The organism is Variovorax sp. GW821-FHT09B01 (assembly GCF_059418345.1).
In genome coordinates this window covers 54,943-73,810 of sequence record NZ_JBWKPQ010000005.1, presented here as the reverse complement: position 1 = coordinate 73,810, position 18,868 = coordinate 54,943, and the positions used below count along the sequence as shown (strand labels likewise).

15 protein-coding genes are annotated in these 18,868 nt (G+C 68.8%); 8 read left to right on the top strand and 7 right to left on the bottom strand.

Annotated features, from left to right (window positions below; genetic code table 11):
• Positions 1–4 precede the first annotated feature (4 nt).
• A complete protein-coding gene (locus AC07RV_RS17210; RefSeq protein ID WP_296776308.1) occupies positions 5–1,471 on the bottom strand; it encodes an ABC transporter substrate-binding protein in 1,467 nt (488 codons plus the stop codon).
• A 200-nt stretch (positions 1,472–1,671) separates the two neighbouring features.
• On the opposite strand from AC07RV_RS17210, the gene AC07RV_RS17205 reads away from it, so the two are divergent.
• The 3 genes from AC07RV_RS17205 (at position 1,672) to AC07RV_RS17195 (ending at position 6,123) form a co-directional block, all read left to right on the top strand.
• Positions 1,672–2,325, top strand: a complete 654-nt coding sequence (locus AC07RV_RS17205; protein ID WP_093354835.1) for a TetR/AcrR family transcriptional regulator — start codon at positions 1,672–1,674, stop codon at positions 2,323–2,325.
• A 261-nt stretch (positions 2,326–2,586) separates the two neighbouring features.
• Positions 2,587–4,263 carry a tannase/feruloyl esterase family alpha/beta hydrolase gene (locus tag AC07RV_RS17200; RefSeq protein WP_444814288.1) on the top strand — a complete coding sequence of 559 codons (1,677 nt, stop codon included), beginning with the start codon at positions 2,587–2,589 and terminating at the stop codon, positions 4,261–4,263.
• A 348-nt stretch (positions 4,264–4,611) separates the two neighbouring features.
• Positions 4,612–6,123 carry a Fic family protein gene (locus AC07RV_RS17195; protein WP_296776301.1) on the top strand — a complete coding sequence of 504 codons (1,512 nt, stop codon included), beginning with the start codon at positions 4,612–4,614 and terminating at the stop codon, positions 6,121–6,123.
• Positions 6,124–6,174: 51 nt separating this feature from the next.
• Here the strand turns inward: AC07RV_RS17195 and AC07RV_RS17190 are convergent, their stop codons facing one another.
• The 6 genes from AC07RV_RS17190 to AC07RV_RS17165 form a co-directional block, all read right to left on the bottom strand.
• Entirely contained in the window at positions 6,175–7,806 is a 1,632-nt protein-coding gene (locus tag AC07RV_RS17190) for an alpha/beta fold hydrolase (protein ID WP_296776298.1), read from the bottom strand.
• A gap of 112 nt (positions 7,807–7,918) precedes the next feature.
• A complete protein-coding gene (locus AC07RV_RS17185; protein WP_296776295.1) occupies positions 7,919–8,629 on the bottom strand; it encodes an MOSC domain-containing protein in 711 nt (236 codons plus the stop codon).
• Entirely contained in the window at positions 8,626–9,318 is a 693-nt protein-coding gene (locus AC07RV_RS17180) for a glutamine amidotransferase (RefSeq protein WP_296776292.1), read from the bottom strand. The genes AC07RV_RS17185 and AC07RV_RS17180 overlap by 4 nt, the downstream gene beginning before the upstream one ends.
• 33 nt (positions 9,319–9,351) lie before the next feature.
• Positions 9,352–10,146 carry an aldolase gene (locus AC07RV_RS17175; RefSeq protein WP_296776325.1) on the bottom strand — a complete coding sequence of 265 codons (795 nt, stop codon included), beginning with the start codon at positions 10,144–10,146 and terminating at the stop codon, positions 9,352–9,354.
• Positions 10,147–10,163: 17 nt separating this feature from the next.
• A complete protein-coding gene (locus tag AC07RV_RS17170; protein ID WP_296776290.1) occupies positions 10,164–10,814 on the bottom strand; it encodes a glutathione S-transferase family protein in 651 nt (216 codons plus the stop codon).
• A gap of 5 nt (positions 10,815–10,819) precedes the next feature.
• Positions 10,820–11,803 carry a Bug family tripartite tricarboxylate transporter substrate binding protein gene (locus AC07RV_RS17165; RefSeq protein WP_296776287.1) on the bottom strand — a complete coding sequence of 328 codons (984 nt, stop codon included), beginning with the start codon at positions 11,801–11,803 and terminating at the stop codon, positions 10,820–10,822.
• Positions 11,804–11,901: 98 nt separating this feature from the next.
• Between AC07RV_RS17165 and AC07RV_RS17160 the strand changes: the two genes are divergently transcribed.
• The 5 genes from AC07RV_RS17160 (at position 11,902) to AC07RV_RS17140 (ending at position 18,812) form a co-directional block, all read left to right on the top strand.
• Positions 11,902–12,423 carry a helix-turn-helix domain-containing protein gene (locus AC07RV_RS17160; protein ID WP_208508864.1) on the top strand — a complete coding sequence of 174 codons (522 nt, stop codon included), beginning with the start codon at positions 11,902–11,904 and terminating at the stop codon, positions 12,421–12,423.
• 477 nt (positions 12,424–12,900) lie between these two features.
• The gene (locus AC07RV_RS17155) at positions 12,901–13,857 is read left to right on the top strand and encodes a hypothetical protein (protein WP_296776279.1); all 957 of its coding nucleotides are present in this window, start codon (positions 12,901–12,903) and stop codon (positions 13,855–13,857) included.
• Positions 13,854–14,888, top strand: a complete 1,035-nt coding sequence (locus AC07RV_RS17150; RefSeq protein ID WP_296776276.1) for a hypothetical protein — start codon at positions 13,854–13,856, stop codon at positions 14,886–14,888. Before AC07RV_RS17155 ends, AC07RV_RS17150 begins: the two co-directional genes overlap by 4 nt.
• A gap of 87 nt (positions 14,889–14,975) precedes the next feature.
• Complete coding sequence (locus AC07RV_RS17145) at positions 14,976–15,278, top strand: I78 family peptidase inhibitor (protein ID WP_296776273.1); 303 nt, start codon at positions 14,976–14,978, stop codon at positions 15,276–15,278.
• 168 nt (positions 15,279–15,446) lie between these two features.
• A complete protein-coding gene (locus AC07RV_RS17140) occupies positions 15,447–18,812 on the top strand; it encodes a glycosyltransferase (RefSeq protein WP_296776270.1) in 3,366 nt (1,121 codons plus the stop codon).
• The last annotated feature ends 56 nt before the right edge of the window (positions 18,813–18,868 follow it).

Below are 18,868 nucleotides of genomic sequence, written 5' to 3'. Positions count from 1 at the left end.
GGGCCTACCGGACGCTGATGAAGCGCAGGTTGACGCGGTTGTCGCTCTGCAGTGCCGCGTCGACGTTCTTGCGCATGCCCCAGGCCAGGCCCTGCTGGTAGAGCGGGATGTGGCCCACGTCGTTGCGGTGCAGGGTCATCGCCTGCGTGACCAGCCGCGTGCGCGCCTGCGGGTCCATCTCGGTCAGCACCTGGCCGATCAGCCGGTCGACCTCGGGGTTGCTGTAGCGCCCGACGTTCCACTGGCCAGCCTTGCCGTCACGCGTCGCCATCATCACGTTGAGGGTGTTGTAGGCGTCGAGGTTGACGGGCGTATAGCCGAAGAAATTGAAGCTCGAGTCGCCCGCGCCCACCTTGGTGAAAAAGCGCGCGCCCGGCAGCGCGTTGACCGCCACCTTCACGCCGATGCGCGAGAGCATGCCGGCGATGGCGGTGCAGACCTGTTCGTCGTTGACGTAGCGGTCGTTGGTGCAGTCGAGCGTGACCTCGAAGCCCGTCGGATAGCCGGCCTCGGCGAGCAGCTTCTTCGCGGCCGCGAGGTCGTAGGGGAACGGCCGCGCCACCATGGCGGCGTCGACCGAGTTCACGCCGCGCGGCACGAGGATGCCGGTGGGCACCGCCGAGTCGCGCAGGATGCGCTTGCCGATCGCCTCGATGTCGATCGCCTGGTAGATCGCCAGCCGCACGCGGCGATCGGCGAAGGGATTCCTGCCCTTGACGCTCGCGTAGCGCAGTTCGGGGCTGGCCTGGTCCATCGAGAGGAACAGGTTGCGGATCTCGGGGCCCTGCAGCACCTTGTAGCCGGCGGAGGCCTCGACGCGCGGAATGTCCTGCAGCGGGATCGGGTAGGCGAAGTCGAGCTCGCCCGACAGCAGCGCCGCCACGCGGGTGGCGGCCGAAGAGATCTTCACCATCGTCGCCTCGGTGATGTTGGTGCCGGGCTTGTCCCACCAGCCCGTGTGCGCCACCAGCACCGTGCGCACGTCGGGTTCGCGCACCGAGAGCTTGAACGGGCCGGTGCCGTTGGCGTTGCGGGTCGCGAAGTTCTCGCTCTTCTGCCGCATGTCGGCCGGGCGCAGCGCGCCGTTCTTCTCGGCCCAGGCCTTGGACATCACCTTGAGCTCGGGCAGCGACTGCAGCAGCGCCGCGTTGGGGAACTCGGTGACGACGTCGACGGTCGTGGCGTCCACCGCCTTCACGTCGGCGATCGAGGCGGCGAACACCTTCATGTCCGATTCGGGCGTCATCGCGCGCTTGAGCGAGAACACCACGTCCTCCGCCGTCAGCAGGCTGCCGTCGTGGAAGCGCACGCCCTCGCGCAGGCGGAAGCGCCAGACGGTCGGCGCCGGCTGGGTCCACGACTGCGCGAGCGCGGGCTCGATGCGTTGCTCGCGGTCGCGCCGCACCAGCCCCTCGTAGATGTGGCCGAGCACGGTCATGGTCGGCCCGTGGTTGAAGGCATCCGGGTCCATGGTCGCGGCGTCGTCCTGCGACGCCCACTTGAACGCAACGGCGTGCGCGGAACAGCAAAGCACGAGGGCGAGAAGGCCGGCGAAGCGGCGAAGGGCCCGAGGCGGCATGATTGACTCCAGTAAACGGTACGCACCGTATCTAAAACTTTAGAACGGTACGTACCGTATGTCAACAACCATCGGAATGTCAGAATCGCACCATGACCATGCAGGACACCCCCGACCAGAGTTCCGAGCCCGTGGAACAGGGACCGCGCGCCCGGCGCCGGCGGCAGCAGACGCACGACGCCATCCTCGAAGCCGCGCGCGAGGTGCTGCGCGTGCATGGCTATGCGCGCTTCGCGATGGAACAGGTCGCGGCGCTGGCCGGCGTCTCGAAGACCTCGATCTACCGCCGCTGGCCGAGCAAGGGCGCGCTGCTGATCGAGCTCTACATGGAGGGCCTGCCCGACACGGCCATCGTCGAGGACGCGGCCTCGCTCAAGAGCGAGCTGCGCCGCTACCTCGTGTCGACGGTCGAGCGCGTGCAGGACCGCGAGTGGCGCACGATCCTCAGCTCGCTCGTGGCCGAGGCACAGTACGACCAGGCCACCGCCACCTTGCTGCGCGACAAGGTGGTGTTGCCGCGCCGCGAATCGGGCCTGCGCCTGCTGCGCAAGGCGCAGGAGCGCGGCGAGATCGCGGCCGACGTCGACCACGACATCGTGCTTGACCTGCTGTTCGGGCCGGTCTGGTATCGCCTGCTCTTCGAGCATGCCGAGCTCGATGCCGATTTCGCGAAGCGGCTGCTCGCGCAGGTCGAGAAGATGCTGTTCGTGCCGAAGGCGGCGGGCAAGGCTGCGCGAGGGGCCTAGCAGGCTCCGTGTTCTTCATCGCCTCGCGAGGCGCAGTCGCCGCTCACGCGCAGGGCGGCACATCCCCGCGCCGATTCCATCGGCTTGCGCGCCGTGCGCCACATGAATGTTTTTGCCATGCGGATGCGGCCTTTCGCAATCGCTACGCGCGAACTCGCCACGTAGCATCCGCGGACTTTTCGCAACTGCCTTGCAAGTGAAAGGCGCCGGTTGCGACGAGGTCCAAGGTCGCATCAACAACTTCAACGGAGACAAAGATCCATGCGGGGATTCAAGAAAAGACGCGTCTTGCCATTGCTGGCTGTCCTGCTTCTTCAAGCGTGCGGTGGCGGTGGAGGGGGTGGTGGCGCCATCCAGATCGATCCGTCGGCGGTCGCCACGACGCAGCCGCCACCATCGCCGCCTTCGGCGGGCACGGCATGCGCCGCACTTCGGGGAACCAAGGTGGACGGCACCGTGATCGGACTGCCGACCAAGGGCGCAACGGTCACTGAAGCAGCGCTCGTGCCGGGCTCAGGCCAGACGAGTGAGCATTGCATGCTCAAGGGCCGCATCGCTTCCGTCTCCGAAGGGGCGCAGGACATCATGTTCGCCCTTGTGCTCCCCACGAACTGGAACGGCAACGCGATGCACTTCGGTGGCGGCGGATTCGACGGCGTGGTCCCGGATCTCGTGACCACGCCGCTGACATCGGGCGCGAGTCCGCTGCAGCGCGGATACGCCATCTTCGCCGACGACTCGGGGCATCAGGCACCGCCGACCGATCCCTTCTACACCGCCTTCGCATCGAACAGCGAGATGCTCCGGAACTACGCCGGCGACGCCTTGAAGAAGACGCGCGACGTGGCGATGAAGCTGATCGGCCTGCGCTACGGGAAGGCGCCGGCCAGGACCTATTTCATGGGCGGCTCGAAGGGCGGTCACGAAGGCATGCAGGTCATGCAGAAATGGCCCGCCGACTACGACGGCGTGGTCACGTACTTTCCGGCCTATGCCTACATGCCGCAGATGATGACCATCCAGGTCGGCACGCGTGCGTTGTGGGGCAATGGCGGCGTCGGCTTCCTCGGTCCTAAGAAACTGCAGACCTTGCGCACGGCCGAACTCGCGGCCTGCGATGCGCTCGATGGCGCCGTCGACGGCATCGTGGGCAACGTCGCCGCATGCACGTTCAAGCCGCAGAGCCTGCGCTGCAAGGGCGGGGCGGATACGGGAGACGATTGCCTGTCCGATGCCCAGATCAGGACGGTCGACACGCTGCAATCGCGCACCGCGTTCTCCTATGCGTTCAAGAACGGCGCGACCAGCAATCCCGGCTTCCTGCCGTCCACGGACTACGCCTCGGTGCTGGGCGCGACCGTGACCTTTCCGGTTCCGCCGAATCCGCTGGTGCTGGGCAGCCTGGGGGCGTTGCCCGACGCCTTCATCCGCAATGCGGTGCTGATGGATCCTCTGGGCCTGTCGATCGGTCTCGATGGCGCGTCACCGGGAAGCTACCTGCCTCGCATTCAGGAGCTGTCCGGGGTCATGGACGCCACGAGCACCAACATCGAGCCCTTCGTGGCGCGCGGCGGCAAGTGGCTGCTGGTGCACGGCACCTCCGATCCGCTGATCCCCTTCCAGGGATCGGTCGACTACTACAACGCGCTGCTGCTGAAGCTGGGCCGGCCGCAGGTCGACGCGTTCCTGCGCTTCTACCAGGTGCCGGGATACGGCCATGGCACCGGGCACTTCAATGCGACTGGCGGCGTGCCGGTGCTGGACGCACTGGAGGCTTGGGTGGAGCGCGGCAAGGCGCCGGGAGAGCTCATGGCGACCGATGCGAACCCCGCGACGGCCGGTCGCACCCGGCCGCTTTGCATCTACCCGAGCTGGCCGAAGTACAACGGGTCCGGCGATCTGAACGCTGCGTCCAGCTACCGCTGTGCGACGAGCTAGCCGCAGTCGGCCCGCATCGTCACCGTGACGCCGGGCGAGCAGGCCGACCTGGTGTTGATCGATGCAAGACGCCCCAACACGCAGCCGCTGTGCGATCCCGTCGATGCCGCATTCATGCAGACCAGCCTGGCCAATGTCGGCTCTGCGATGGTCGCGGGCAGATGGCGCAAGCGGCGGCGGCCGGCTGGTTGGCGACGACCAGGTGTCGCTTGATCCCGAGCGCTGGCTGGTGTCGCTGAGGGCGAAGGGGGCGAAGGGGGCGAGGGCTGGGGATGAGTATGTAAAAACTTAGGTAAATATCGATTTCTAAATGAAAATCCAAGCCGATACGCAAAAAGCGAGGCTGTGATGATTGGCTACGAGGCGTTGCTGTCGCGCATCCCGCTGCGCATGCCCCCCTTGAGAAGACCGGCACGCATCAAGCCGGTCACGCGCGTGGAGGCCCTGCCAGACCTGCTGGCGGTACCCAGGCAGGTCGCGCCGCGCGACGATGCCTCCATCCTGATTCACGCGCAATTCGGGCTGAAGCACGAGGGCGTCGAATTGGCGATCCTGCACGAAGCCATGAAGCTGGTGCCTGCCGAGGAAATGGCCGAGGCACTCGTCGAGCAGCCCAAGGCCGCCAACCTGCGGCGACTGGCGTTCGTCTGGGAAAAGGCCAACGCACGGGAGCTGCCGCTGCCCTGGTCGACGACTGGAGGCAACTACCTCGACATGTTCGATCCTCGAGAGCATTACACCGGCCCGGTATGGGAGAAGAGCACCCGGTTGCGCGTGAACTTCAACGGCCTCGGTCCGTACCACTACTGCCCGGTGATGCTTCGCGACGCCGAGCTCGAGCGCCGCGGAGCGAAGGTACTCGAAAGGCTCGAGCGCTGGGTGACCGATCCGGGCAACGTCGATCTGGTCGACCGCGTCATGGACTGGGCTTATCTGAGCGAGACGCGCGACTCCTATGCCATCGAGAACGAGGATGCTTCGCCCGACAAGGCGCGTGCCTTCATGGCAGCCATGCAACATCTGGCGGATCGCAGGCCTCTCACCGAGTGCTACATCGCCGCACTGCAACAGGCGGTGATCAGCCGGCCCGAGCTGTCCGAACACGCGTTTCGAAGTGGCCAGAACTGGTTGCAGCGCGGCGGCCATGGCGTCCTGGCGATCCGGTACCTGCCGCCACCGCCCGAGGTCTTGCCCGGGCTCATGGATGGATTCATGCAGATGGCCAATGCCGGTGACGACGTTCCACCGCTGATCAAGGCAGCGCTGGTGAGCTTCGGGTTCGTCTTCCTGCATCCCTTCATCGATGGCAATGGCCGGCTTTCCCGACTGCTGGCTCACCACAGCCTGAACTACAGCGGGGCCCTGCCGCAGACGCACGGAACGCCTGCGATCCTGCCCCTGTCGGTGGCCATGAAGAAGCACGAGAGGGATTACCTGCAGGCCCTGGAGACGTTCAGTAAGCCCGCGCGTGCCCTCTGGGACGTGACCTACATCGACGGCGCCCGGTTCGATTTCCAGTTCAGGTCGTCGCCCATGATCTACGGGAACTGGGCCGGTCAGGCCGCCGCCGAGTTCGTCACCTCCTGTGCGGAAGCGGCCCTGGAACAGACGCTGCTCGAGGAGACGGCCTACCTTCAGGCCTACGACCAGGCCTTCGAGACAATCGATTCGGCTTTCGACCTGCCGAACAGGACGATCAATCTGTTGATCCAGTGGATCCAGCAAAACCATTGCAGGATGCCGGAGCGCCGTCGGAAGTCGCAAGAGCTGTACATGCTCAAGCCCGCCGAGATCGATGCGATCGAGGCGATCGTTGCGCAGGCGTTCGAGCCGTCGGGGCAGGACAAGCCTTCGACCTGACCTCGCGGTCACGCCGCATCGGCGCGCGGCGCCGGCCCGAATGAACCGCTGCTAGCGCGGCTTCGACGACATCTCCCACACGTCCGGCGTGGTCGCGACGAGGCCCTTGAGGTCCGTCCATTGCGGCGCCTGCGGCAGCGCGGTGCGCCCCTGCACCGCCGCCGTCGCGAACGCGACCATCCGGCCGCGCACGCGGTCGAGTTCCTGCTTCGGCCAGGTCTCCATCGAGTGCGGTCCGCGGGAGACGACGATGTCCTTGAGCCCGCGCACGCGGTCGTAGGCCGCGACCGTGCCTTCGAGGCTTTCCGCGCGGTCCCACAGACCCTTGGCGAAGAACACGGCGGGCCACTTCGGCATGTTCGCGAGCACCGCCGAGTTGGGATAGAAGGCGACGTAGTTGTCGGCCGCCATGCCGCCGAGGAAGAGGTTGCGGTCCGCGAGGTCCGGCGCCTCGGGCAGGTAGCCCGCGCCGCTCACGAACGAGGCGTAGAGGATCGCGCCCTTGATGTTGGCGTAGCCCTTGGGCGCGCTGCACTGCACCGTCGGCATGTCGTAGCTGCAGCCGCCGGCGTAGTTCTTGGTCATGGCCCAGCCGGTGGTCATCGAGCCGCGCGAGTAGCCCAGCAGCAGCAGCGGAATCTCGCGCGACTTCATGCCGGCCATCAGCTTGCCGGCCGCCGGCGCGCCCTCGAGCTCCTGGCCCGAGGCCATCAGCACGCGCAGGCCGCGCCCGCTGTCCATCTGCGCGAGCACGCGGAAGATGTCCTCGCTCTGCTCGAGCGTGTTGGTGTCGCTGAAACCGCCCGACAGGCCTTCGCCGCGCCGGTCGTAGGCCAGCACGTCGAAGCCCGCGCGGTTCAGCGCATGCAGGTGGTCGCGCCAGAAGCGCATGCCGGGGCCTTCGGTGGTCGCGTTGGGGAAGCGCACGGAAGTCGCGCGACGCGTGGCGGGATCGAAGCGCACCGTCACCTCGTCGGGATGGTCGATGGCCGTGAGCTGGCCGCCGCCGCCCGGGCTCATGATCACCAGCGCGCGCGTGCGGCCGCCGCGGCCGTCGTCGACGCCCGCGCCCTCCACGTACCAGCCGCGCAGCTTGATGTCGCCCTGCATGTTCAGCTTGAGGCGCTCGAGCGGATCGCGCGGCACGGTGAACTCCACCAGGTGCGTGCGGTCGTTCGCTTCGGCCACTGCTTCGTTGTAGGGCGCCTTCGCGAAGAAGCCCGGCTTGCGGATGTCGCGCAGGTTCACCTGCCCGTCGGAATCGATCTTGCCGACCGGATCGACCATGCCGGTGACGCGCGTCGCGCGCTCCTTGTTCGGCGGCAGCCAGCGCTGCATCTGGTCGTTGATGCGCTTGAAGCAGGCCGCGTCGCTCTTGCACGCGGCCCAGCGTTCCTTGAGCTTGGCGTCGGTGAACTCCTGCACGTGGAAGTCGCCCGCGTAGCCGGCGGGCGCGTGGGCGGCGGTGAGCAGCAGGGGCACGCAGCGCGAGGTGCCGTCGGCCTGCCGCAGGGTGTAGCCCGGCAGCTCGGCGTTGCGGTCGGTGCCGACCCAGGCCTTGCAGTCGGTGGGTGGCACGACGCGCGCGACGGGCGTGGAAGCGGTGGGGGCGGTGGTGCAGGCGGCCAGCGCGATGCACGCGGCGATGGCGGCGGCGGCCGGCCGGAAGGTCGGGAAGGGCATGTGTCTCCTGTGCGCGGGTGTCTCCCGCGATCGATGCCCCATGTTCGCGGACGGCGCTGTCAGTCGGCTGTCCACGGGCTGCGGGTATTCCCGCCTTGCATCAGCACGGGTATCAGCGCGGGTCCGCGCCCGGCACGCACAGCCGCGGTGTCCAGTCCTCGACCTGCCGCGAGGCCGCGCGGCGCCGGAAGGTGGCGCGCCAGCGTTCGGCGAGCGCGGGCAGCTCGGCCGCGCGTTCCCATTCGGGCGCGAAGCGCTCGTCGCGCGCGAACAGCAGGGCGATGAGGCGCGACAGCGGCCATTCGGGATGCGGCCGCTCGACCAGCGCGATCGCTGCGCCGCGTTGCACCGCGCCGGGCTGCAGCACGCGGTAGTACCAGCCGGTGCGGCCGCTGTCCTGCATCTCGCGCGCCATGCCCGGTTCGCCGAAGCGCACATCGAGCTTCCAGCAGGGCTGCCGGCCCTGCGACACCTGCACCAGCGCCTCGCCGAGTTGAAGCACGTCGCCGATGCAGACGCTGGCTTCGTTCCAGCCCACGGTCGAGAGGTTCTCGCCGAAGGCACCGGGCGCGGCCAGCAGGTCATGGCGCCGGCTCCATGCGGACCATGCGGCGTAGTGCTCGCGCGGATAGTGGTGCACCGCTTTCTCGGGGCCGCCATGGATGCGCAGGTCGGCCTGCGCGTCGCCCGCGAGTCCGGTGGCCGAGAGCCACAGCGCATCGTCGCTCGGCGACTTGCCGATGCCGCTGGGTGTGCGGCCATCGGGCAGCGGCGCGATGGGGCCCACGAGCAATGCGTCGATGCGCACCGGCGCCAGCGTCATTCGAGCTGGCCCAGCCAGGCGCGCAGCATCGCCGCGGCACTCGCTTGCGGCGCGTTGCCCTGCGCAGCGCTTTGCGCGCGCAGCGCCGGAACATCGATGCCGGCCTGCGCCAGTTCGCAGGCATGGCCGACAAGCCAGGGCTCGATGCGCGCGGGATCGGCCTCGGGATGGAACTGCAACGCGAGTGCGTTGCGGCCATGGCTGAAGGCCTGGTGCGGCGTGAGCGGCGTGCTCGCGAGCAGCTCGGCGCCTTCGGGCAGTTCGAAGGTGTCGCCATGCCAGTGCAGCACCGGCACGTTGGCCAGCGGCGCGAGGCACGACGCCTGGCCGGCCGCGCTCAACGCGACCGGCGCCCAGCCGATCTCCTTGCCGCCCGAGAAGTACACGTGCGCACCGAGCGCGCTGGCCATCAGCTGCGCGCCGAGGCACAGGCCCAGCGTGGGCCGGCGCAGCGCGAGGCGCGAACGCAGGCCCGCGATCTCGTCGTGCAGGAAGGGATAGAGGCCGGTGTCGTAGGCAGCGATCGGGCCGCCGAGCACGACGACCAGGTCGGCCTCGCGCCATTCCGCGGGCTCGAGCGGCGAGACGCCGGCCTGCCGGTAATCGATGGTCCAGCCGGCTTCCCGCAGGACCGGCGCGAACAGGCCGAGGTCCTCGAAGGCCAAGTGCTGCAGCGCGATGCATCGCATGGCGAGGGACTCCTTGTCAAAGGGCGATGGAACTCAGGCCGCGCGCAGGCAGTCCGCGTTGCGCGGATCCTTGAGCGAACGGCGCGCGTAGTACTCGAAGGCCACCGTGTTGCGGCGCGGCCGCACGATCCAGTCGTGCGCTTCCTTCGCGAGGCGGTGGTCGATCGGCCGGATGGTGCCGGCCGCAGCGGCCAGCAGGTGCATCTTGGCGGCGCGCTCGAAGGCGATCGACAGCACGCAGGCTTCCTCGATGCTCGTGGCCGCGACCAGCAGGCCGTGGTGCGACAGCAGCAGCGCGCGCTTCTGGCCGAGCGCGGCCGAGATGAACTCGCCCTCCTCGTTGCCCACGGGCACGCCGGGCCATTCGCCGACGAAGGCCACGTCGTCGTAGAGCACGCAGTTGTCCATGTGGCTGATCTTCAGCGGCTCCTCGAGCATGCCGAGCGCCGAGGCATGCAGCGCATGGGTGTGGATGATGCAGTTGACGTCGGGCCGCGCGCGGTACACCCACGAGTGGAAGCGGTTCGCGGGGTTGGGCATGCCCGCGCCGTCGAGCACGTTGAGGTCCTCGTCGACGGTCAGCAGGTTGTCCTCGGCGATCTCGTCGAAGCCCAGGCCCAGTCGCTGCGTGAGGTATTCGCCGGGCTTGCCGGTGCGTGCCGTGATCTGGCCCGCGAGGCCCGAGTCGTGCCCGTTGTCGAACAGGATGCGGCAGGTCAGCGCGAGCTTCTGCCGCGGCGTGTAGGGGCTCTCGGCGAAGTGCTGGTCCATCTGGACGATGGATTGGGCGACGAGTTCTTCCTTCGCGAGTTCGAAGGTGTCTTGCAGTGCCATGGGGGATCTCCTTAAGGGGTTTCGCTGGTCGAGAAGGTCTTCTCGGGATGCGCGGGAAAAAGTGCCTGGTAGCCGTGGAGGTCCTCGATGCGCGCGAGCCAGGCGCGGATCGCCGCGAAGCCCTGCAGCTCGATGCCGCCCATGGGCGCGAGTCGCGTGTAAGGGTACAGCGCCACGTCGGCGATGCTCGGATGGGTGTCGGTGGCGACCCAGCCGTCGGGGCCCTGCCGTTCGAGCCGCGCTTCGAGCAGCGCGAGCGCGGCCAGGGCCTCGTGCCGGTAGGTGCGGAATTCGGGGCTCGCGGGATCGCGGTCGCGGTGCAGCGCCAGGTGCAGGCGCAGCTTCGCGAGCGGCTTCATGTGGCGCTCCTGCTCGAAGGACAGCCAGGTCAGCACGCGTGCCTGCGCGAGCGGCTCGGCGGGCCACCACGGCGAGCCCTGCGCGAGGAAGTGGAGGATCGCCATCGATTCGGCGATGCAGTGGCCGTCGTCGAGCTCGAGCACCGGCACCTGCGCGAGCGGCGCGATCGCGAGGAAGTCGGGCCGGCGCAGGTCGCCGCGGTCGATCGAGCGCGTGTGCCGCTCGAGCGGCACGCCGAGCAGGCCCGCCATCAGCCGCACCTTCCAGGCATTGCCCGAGCGCAAGGTGTCGTGAAGCTTCATGGCCGTCAGTCGACCTTGGTGCCCGCGGCGCGCACCACGCGCGTCCACTTCTCGGTCTCGGCGCGCAGGTGCTTGCCGTAGGCGGCGGCGCCCGTGGGCAGCGGCTCGATGCCGAGCTCGGCCAGGCGCGCCACCAGGGCAGGGCGCTTGAGCGCGCGCGCCAGTGCCTCGTCGACCAGCGCGACCTGGGCCGGCGGCGTGCCGGGCGGCGCCAGCAGTGCGTTCCACGAGCCGATCTGGAATTCGCCCAGGCCCTGTTCCTTGCTGGTGGGCAGGTCGGGCACGGCGGGGTTGCGGTGGTCGGCGGCGATCGCGAGCATGCGCAGCTTGCCGGCCTTGGCCTGCGGCTGGATCACGGGAATCGCGTCGATCACGATCTGGACCTGGCCGCCGAGCGCGGCGTTCACCGCCTCGGCGCCGCTCTTGAATGGCACGTGGAGGATGTCGCTGTGCGTCGCGAGCTTGAACAGTTCGAGACCGAGGTGCGGCGAGCTGCCGTTGCCGGCCGAGCCGAAGTTCAGCGTGCCGGGATTCTTCTTCGCATAGGCCGCCAGCGCGGGCAGGTCCTTCACGCCACCGAGGCCCGCGACCGCGAGCACATAGGGCGAGTTGCTGACCAGCGAAACGGGCGTCAGCGCCGCCGGGTCGTAGCCGAGCCGCGCATAGATCATCTTGTTGACCACTTGCGTGCCGACCGTGCCGAGCAGCAGCGTGTAGCCGTCGGGCTGCGCCTGCGCCACGGCCTGCGCGGCGATCGAGCCGCCCGCGCCGGGACGGTTGTCGATCACCACCTGCTGCTTCAGTTCCTCGCCGAGCGCCTGGCCGATGAGCCGGCCGGCCATGTCGGTGATGCCGCCGGCGCCGAACGGGATCACGAGCCGGATCGGCTTGGCGGGATAGGGCTGGGCCTGGGCCGCCGCGCCGACGCAGGCCAGCGTCAGGGCGAGGACAGGGGCGATCCAGCGGCGGAACGGCGAAGGTGCGGACATACCATACTCCTGTGCGGCGCGGGATCGGCCGCGTTGCGTGTGCGATCGGGTTCGAGAAACAAATCCATTTTAGGACACAAGTGTCCTAAAGAAAAGTCATGTCCATCAAGTTGAAGTTGTTGCGGGTCCAGTCGGGGCTCACGCTGGAGGGGTTGGCGCAGGCCACCGGGTTGACCAAGAGCTACGTGTCCAAGCTCGAGCGCGGCGTGTCCACGCCCTCGGTGGGCGCGGCGCTCAAGCTGTCGAAGGCGCTGGGCGTGCAGGTCGAGGAGCTGTTCGCCGAGTCGTCCGAGGAGGACCCGGTGGTCATCCATCGCCAGCAGCCGGCGACCGCGGGCGGCGCGGCGCGGCTGGTCTCGGGCTCGCTGCCGGGCCACCGCATGGTGGCCTTCGTGCTGCACCCGACCGACGAGCCGGTGCGCAACCACCCGATGAGCCACCACGAGGGCGAGGAGATCCTCCATGTGCTCAAGGGCCGCATCACGCTGCAGCTCGCGAGCCGCACCGAAACGCTGTCGGCCGGTGACACCGCGCATTTCAACGCGGGCATCCCGCACAAGATCACGTCGGTGGGCAAGACGCCGGCCTCGGTGCTGCTGGTGATCGCGCAGGCGGAATGAGCATGCGGGCGCGGCTTCTTTTTGCGTCGATGCTCGCCATGCTGCTGCTCGCCGGTTGCGCGAACACGCCGCCGCATGCGTATTCGGTGTGCGCGACGCAGCCAGGGACCGAGGCCTGCCAGGTCGAGCGTTACGACCACGTCGACTGACCATCCGGGCGCGACTGAACGCCGGAGTCGCACACCTGCTGGCTATCCCCCGGTTGGATGAGGCGTGCGGTGCGCGCAACGCCGCGACGAAATACCGCCGGCATGTGATCGATCCGTCATCGGGGCGCTTCTTCCCGCCCCTAAGATGCGTCCCGCAGGCACACGCGGGACGAGGAGGGCCGTGCACTGCGCCCATCGCGACGTACTTGGCCGAGTCCCCGAAGCTCGCTTCCACCCCGATCGACGTGGCGCGCGCGGCGCGCTTTGACAGAAGGCATGCGTGATGGCTATTTCTCGGATTTTCAAGGCCTTGATAGGCGGATGCTGCTTGCTGGCCGCACTGGCTGTTTCGGCCCAACAGCAGCTGCCGGGCGTGCTGGGCCTCAGCTACAAGATCGGACGGCCCTCCGTTCCGGCCGCGGCCTATCAGAAGATCACCGTCACGGAATTCAGGTCGATGGTGAGCAAGGCTTTCCAGAAATCGGGCTTCTCTCTCGTTGCCGTGGAGGCACAGAAGAACAAGTCGACGATCTTCCAGTTCAGGTTCGATGCCTATCCGAAGGTCGAGGCGAAGCCGATGATCTTCGTCTCGGCCGACGAGCTGCCCGACGAGAGAAAGCGGTGCAACCCCTGCTTCCTGCGGTTCGCCGAGATCAGGAATGCGTCCGAGTTCGAGGCGCTTCCATGGATGACGCAGTACGAGTTGAGCGCGCTGCTCGTGCCGGCCATCGACAACGCGTACGCCACGATCGAATCCAACGGGCATAGGGATCCCGCGTGGGAACGCTTCAACTACAAGCGGCAGTGGGCCGGTGAGCGGAACCTGTTCGGCAACTCCTTCACCGGTATCGAATTCTCCAGTCTCAAGGAGGCCGTCGCGGGCGCCTACAGGAATGCCGGTTTCATCCCCGTCGAAAGCCTTGGCGGCATCAGGACGCCCGAAGACACGCTGGCTTTCAGTTTCCCCGTGGATCCGGGCAAGGACGGCGGTGCCATCTACACGCTGAAGTTCCGCCGCCAGTACGACGCGGACGGACGCTGCCACCCCTGTGAGATCACCGAACAGTACGACCCCTACCAGCAGCTTCCGCCGGCCGGCTTGTCGGGCATCGCGAGCCGCGCGACGCTCGAGTCGAGGTTCACGGCGGCCCGAAGCGCGGCCTACGAAGCCATGCGAGCCGATCTCGAACGCCATCTGCGCCCCGGCTCCGTGTTTTCGATCCCGCCCAAGCAGGCGCCCCTCGGATCGCCGCGGCCGCCGCCCACGCCACCCATCGCGACATGACGGCGCACGCGCAGTCCCTGTCGGGCAACGTCGCCATCGGCTCGATGCGACGCGAGCATTGGCTGGTCGTCGGCAACCTGCTCGCGGCGCTGGCGGCCGGCGCGCTGGCATCGTGGTCCACGCCGATGATGCTGGCGATCCTCTACATCGACATCTGGCTGCTGGCCAATCCCCATATCGTCGCGACCTACACGCGCCTGGGCGCGATGTCCTCGCGCCCGCGCATGCGCCAGGCGCTGGTCTTCGTCGCGCCGATCCTGGTGCTGGCGGGCTTGACGATCGTCGCGCTCGCCTACGAAGCGGCCGGACTGTTCGCCCTCTATTTCCTGGCCCAGTCCTTCCATGTCTCCCGCCAGTGCTACGGCATCGCGAGGCGCTGCGACCGGCGGCCCCCGATGCCCTGGCGAAGCCTGCCCTATGGGCTGATCTATCTGTTCCCCGCATGGGGCTATCTGCATCGCAGTGCACAGGGCGCCGACAGCTTTCTCGGATACCCGATCTGGCTGCCGCCGGTTCCGCAGGCGTGGGCCCTGGCCGCGGGAATCGCAGCCCTCGCCGGCGCCGTGTGCTGGCTGGCATGCCTGGCGTATTCCAGGCGCAGGAGGCAGGCGGCGGGGCCGTTCGACAGCCTCGTGCTGTCCCACCTGATCGTTTCGCTGGTCGGCTATGTCTGGATCAGCGACATCACCATCGGCTGGCTGGTGGTCAACGTCTGGCACAACATCCAGTACCTGGTGTTCGTCTATCGCCAACGGCAGCGCGACGACACGACGGGCAAGGAGGGCGGCGAGATGGCGAGAAGTTCGGCGGCACGCGCAACGCCATGGCGCGCCGTCCTGATGCCGCCGATGCGCTTCTTCCTGCCCTGCGCGATCGGCGGCGCCCTCCTGTACCTCGCCGCCAGCCGCATCGGCGAGAGTCTGCTGTGGCTCGGGCTTCCCACCATTCTCATTGCGCACTTCGTCCTGAACTTCCATCACTACCTGGTGGACAGCGTCATATGGAAGCGCCGTCGCACCACGATCGGGTGAGCGGCCGCCGGCCCGTGCCGATGCCGTGGCGCGGCGGCCATGGTGGAATACGCAGGCACTGCTTCATGTTCCCGGAAAGGATATGCCTTGGCTTCCACCTCGAAATTGATACCGGCCGCGACCCTGGCGCTGGCCGTCCTGTCGATCGCCGCCTGCAGCGCGCCGCAGGCGCGTGACGACGGCGCCTCCGGCATCTGCCGGCCGGAGGCGGCGAGTGCCCTCGCGGGCAAGAACCGCATCGGCGATGCCGAGGCCCGGCAGTCGACCGGTGCCTCCCTCGTGCGCCAGCTTCAGCCCGGACAGCCCGCGACGATGGACTACCGGCGCGAGCGCGTGACGATCGAGACCGACCCGGCCACCGGCAAGATCGTGCGCGCCGCCTGCGGCTAGGGCAGGGGCTGCGCGCGCCGGCGGAATAAGCACGCGCGGCGCGGGGCCGTGCGTCGGCGCCGCACGACTGAACGCCGGGCTGCGATTTCAGTCCTGCCGGCTGTAGTCCGTGGTGCCGGATGTCGGAAGAATCGTCGGGCTCCGAGTTCGCCCGCGCAAAGCCTTCCGATGTCCACGCTCCCCACCTTCACCGCCGCCTGCGGCCTCGCACCCAAGGGCTCCTCCGCGCCACAGGCCCAGGCATCGCGCGCCTGGAGCGTGCATGCGCCCTTCGTCGCGATGCTGCTCGAGCACACCCGGCCCGCCCTCGTCGTCGACCTCGGCGCGGAGGGCGGCGTGCCGGCTGCCACCTTCAGGCAGTCCACCGCGCGCGGCGCGGCCTGCCACACGGTGGACACGCGGCTCGCGGGCCACCGCGAGGCGGCCGCGGCCTTCGCGGACGGCAGCATCGACCTGCTGCATGTCGATGCCGGCGACCCGGCGCGGCTGGCCACGCTGGACCTCGCGCCGTGGCGCGCCAAGCTCGGCCCGCAGGCGCTCGTGCTGGTGCACGGAACCCGCGCCGGCCGCAAGCTGCGCCGCCTCTGGGCGCTGTTGCGGCAGCGCCACCCGTCCTTCGAATTCGAACAGGGCCTGGGGCTCGGCGTGCTGTGCCTCGGCCCGCGCGTGCCGCCGCTCGACGGCGTGCTCGCGCGCAGGATCGAGGGGCTGGTGCAGGAGCTGGAACGGCTGCGCAGCCATGCCGCGGAAGTCACGGCCAAGCGCGAGCGGGCCGAGGAAATGCTCGAGACCCGGCACTTCGAATCGCTCGAAAAGGACGTGGAGATCGCCGAGCGCGATGCACGCATCCTCGCGCTGAAGGCGCATGCCGCGGCGCAGGCCGCGCGCATCGACGGCTTCGAAGCCAGCCTTGGATTGCAGCTGGTGCTGTTCTACGGAAGGCTGCGGCTGCGCGTCTTTCCGGCGGGCACCCGCCATGGCGATTTCTACGAGCGGCGCCGCGGGCAGTTGCTGCGGTGGGCCCAGCGCTGGGTCGCGCATCGATCGACCGGGCGCGCCCGCCCGTCGCTCGACACCATCGCCGCGTTGCCGTCGCGCGATCCCGCGCGGCACCGGCCCTGGCTCGCGCCGCTCACGCCCTTGTCGCGCCAGAGCCTGGGCGCGCGCATCCTCATCGTCGCCGAGCTGTCGATACCGGCCTGCAAGCGCTACCGGGTCGACCAGAAGGTCGACATGTTCGAGCACCTGGGCGTCGAGACCACGGTGCTCAGCTGGCGCGATGCCGAGGCCTGCCGCGCGGCCCTGCCGTTCCATGGCCTGCTGATCTTCTACCGCGTGCCGGCCGCGCCGCACATGGTGCTGCTGGCGACCGAGGCCCGGCGGTTGGGCGTGCCCAGCTTCTTCGACGTGGACGACCTGATCTTCGATTGGGACGCCTATCGCCGGCAACTGCTCGCCTCGGGCGCTCCGTCCGATCGCATGGCATCGTCGAAGGAGACGACGGCGCAGTACCGGCAGATGCTGAGTCACTGCCAGCATGGCATCGGGAGCACGGCCGCGATCGCGCGCAGCATGGGCGAGATCGTTCCCGGCAAGACGCATGTGGTGCCGAATGCATTGGACGAGGGCATCCTCGCGCTCGCCGCGGAACTCGAGCGGCGCCCGGTCAAGACCGATCCGCGCTTCGTCACCATCGGCTACGGCAGCGGCTCGCGCACGCACGACGGCGACTTCGGCGTCGTGGCGTCCGCGCTGCTGGCCGTGATGCAACGCCATCCGCAGGTGCGGCTCGCCATCCATGGTCCGCTCGAGCTGCCGGCGCCGTTCCGGCGCTTCGCCGACCGGGTGTTCCAGATCCCGTTCCTGCAGGGCGACGACTACCTGCGCGCGCTCGCTTCCTGGCAGATCAGCATCGCGCCGCTCGAGGACAGCCTGTTCAACGAAGCCAAGAGCAACATCAAGTTCATCGAGGCGGCGATCCTCGGCGTGCCGAGCATCTGCTCGGGCACGGGGCCGTTCCGCGAAGGTATCGAGCATGGCCGCACGGGCATGATCGCCGACACGCCCGAGGAATGGGAGGCGGCCCTGACCCGGCTGGTGCTCGATGCCGGCCTGCGCCATGGCATCGCGGAGGAAGCCCGCCGCAGCGTGCTCTCGCGCTATCACCCGCAGGTGGTGGCCGCGCGGCAGCTGCAGCAGGTGATCGGGCCGCTGCTGCCGGCGCCCGCCACGCGCCTCAAGGTGCTGGCCGTGAACGTGCTGTTCGCCCCGGTGAGCTTCGGCGGCGCGACCGTGGTCGCGGAGCAGCTGTGCCGCCGGCTGCAGGCCGATGGCTGCGACGTCACCGTCTTCACCGCCATCCTGGGCTCGGAGCTCGAGCCCTACAGCGTGATGCGCTACGAGGTCGACGGGCTGCCGGTGATCGCCGTGCAGGTGGCCGACGACACGCAGCGCGCGCTCGACTACGACGATCCGCAGGTGGGCGAGATCTTCGCGCGGCTGCTGAAATCGCTGCGGCCCGATGTCGTGCATTTCCATTCGGTGCAGCGGCTCGGCGCGACGATGGCCCATGCCTGCGTCGAGGCCGGCGTGCCCTACGCCATCACGCTGCACGACGCCTGGTGGCTGTGCGAGCGCCAGTTCATGGTGCAGGACAACGGCGTGTACTGCAACCAGAAGGCGATCGACCTGCGCGCCTGTTCCAAGTGCGTGCCGGACAGCGGCTTCACCTTCAAGCGCAGGTTCTTCCTCGGCGACGTGCTCGACCGCGCAAGCCTGCTGCTGGCGCCCAGCGAATTCCAGCGCGAGCTCTACGTGGCGAACGGCGTCGCGCCGCAGCAGATCGCGGTGAACCGCAATGGCGTGCCGCTGCCCGCGCGCCCGCGGCCGGCGCGCCGGCCCGGGTCGCCGCTGCGCATGGCCTACCTCGGCGGCCGCGCGGTGCACAAGGGCTACTTCTGGCTCCAGCAGGTGCTGGAGGGCATGCGCGCGGGCGGCTACGAACTGGTCATCACCGACATCGCCCTGCGCACCGGGGCGGCGTCCGTCGCCGCCACCGAGTGGCGCGTGTCGGGCCAGGTGCGCGTGGTGGCGCCCTTCGAGCAGGCCGAGATGGACGCGTTCTACGACGACATCGATGTGCTGCTCGTGCCCTCGCTGTGGAAGGAGAGCTTCGGCCTGGTGGTGCGCGAGGCCCTGGCGCGCGGCATCTGGGTGATCGCGACCGCGGCGGGCGGCGTGGTCGAGGACATCGTGGACGGCGTCAACGGGCGCGTGATCGAGATCGGCGACACCGACGCGTTCCGGGGCGCGATCGAAGACGCGCTGGCCAGCCCCGATCGCCTGCCGGCCGGCGGCGTCAACGCGATGCTGCCGCGCATCCGCGGCTACGACGAGCAGGCCGCCGAGCTCAAGGCCTATCTGCAGCGCATCGCCGCCGCGCCGGCTGCGGCCCGCGTCGTGGGCACCACCCGGCGCGCATGGCGCTCCTCGGTGATCCCGATCGCCGCGCACGGCAGCGGCCCCGGCGCCTGAGGCGTAGTCCGAATGGCCGATCCGAAAACCGGGTCGGTACTCACGGATGGGAGGGG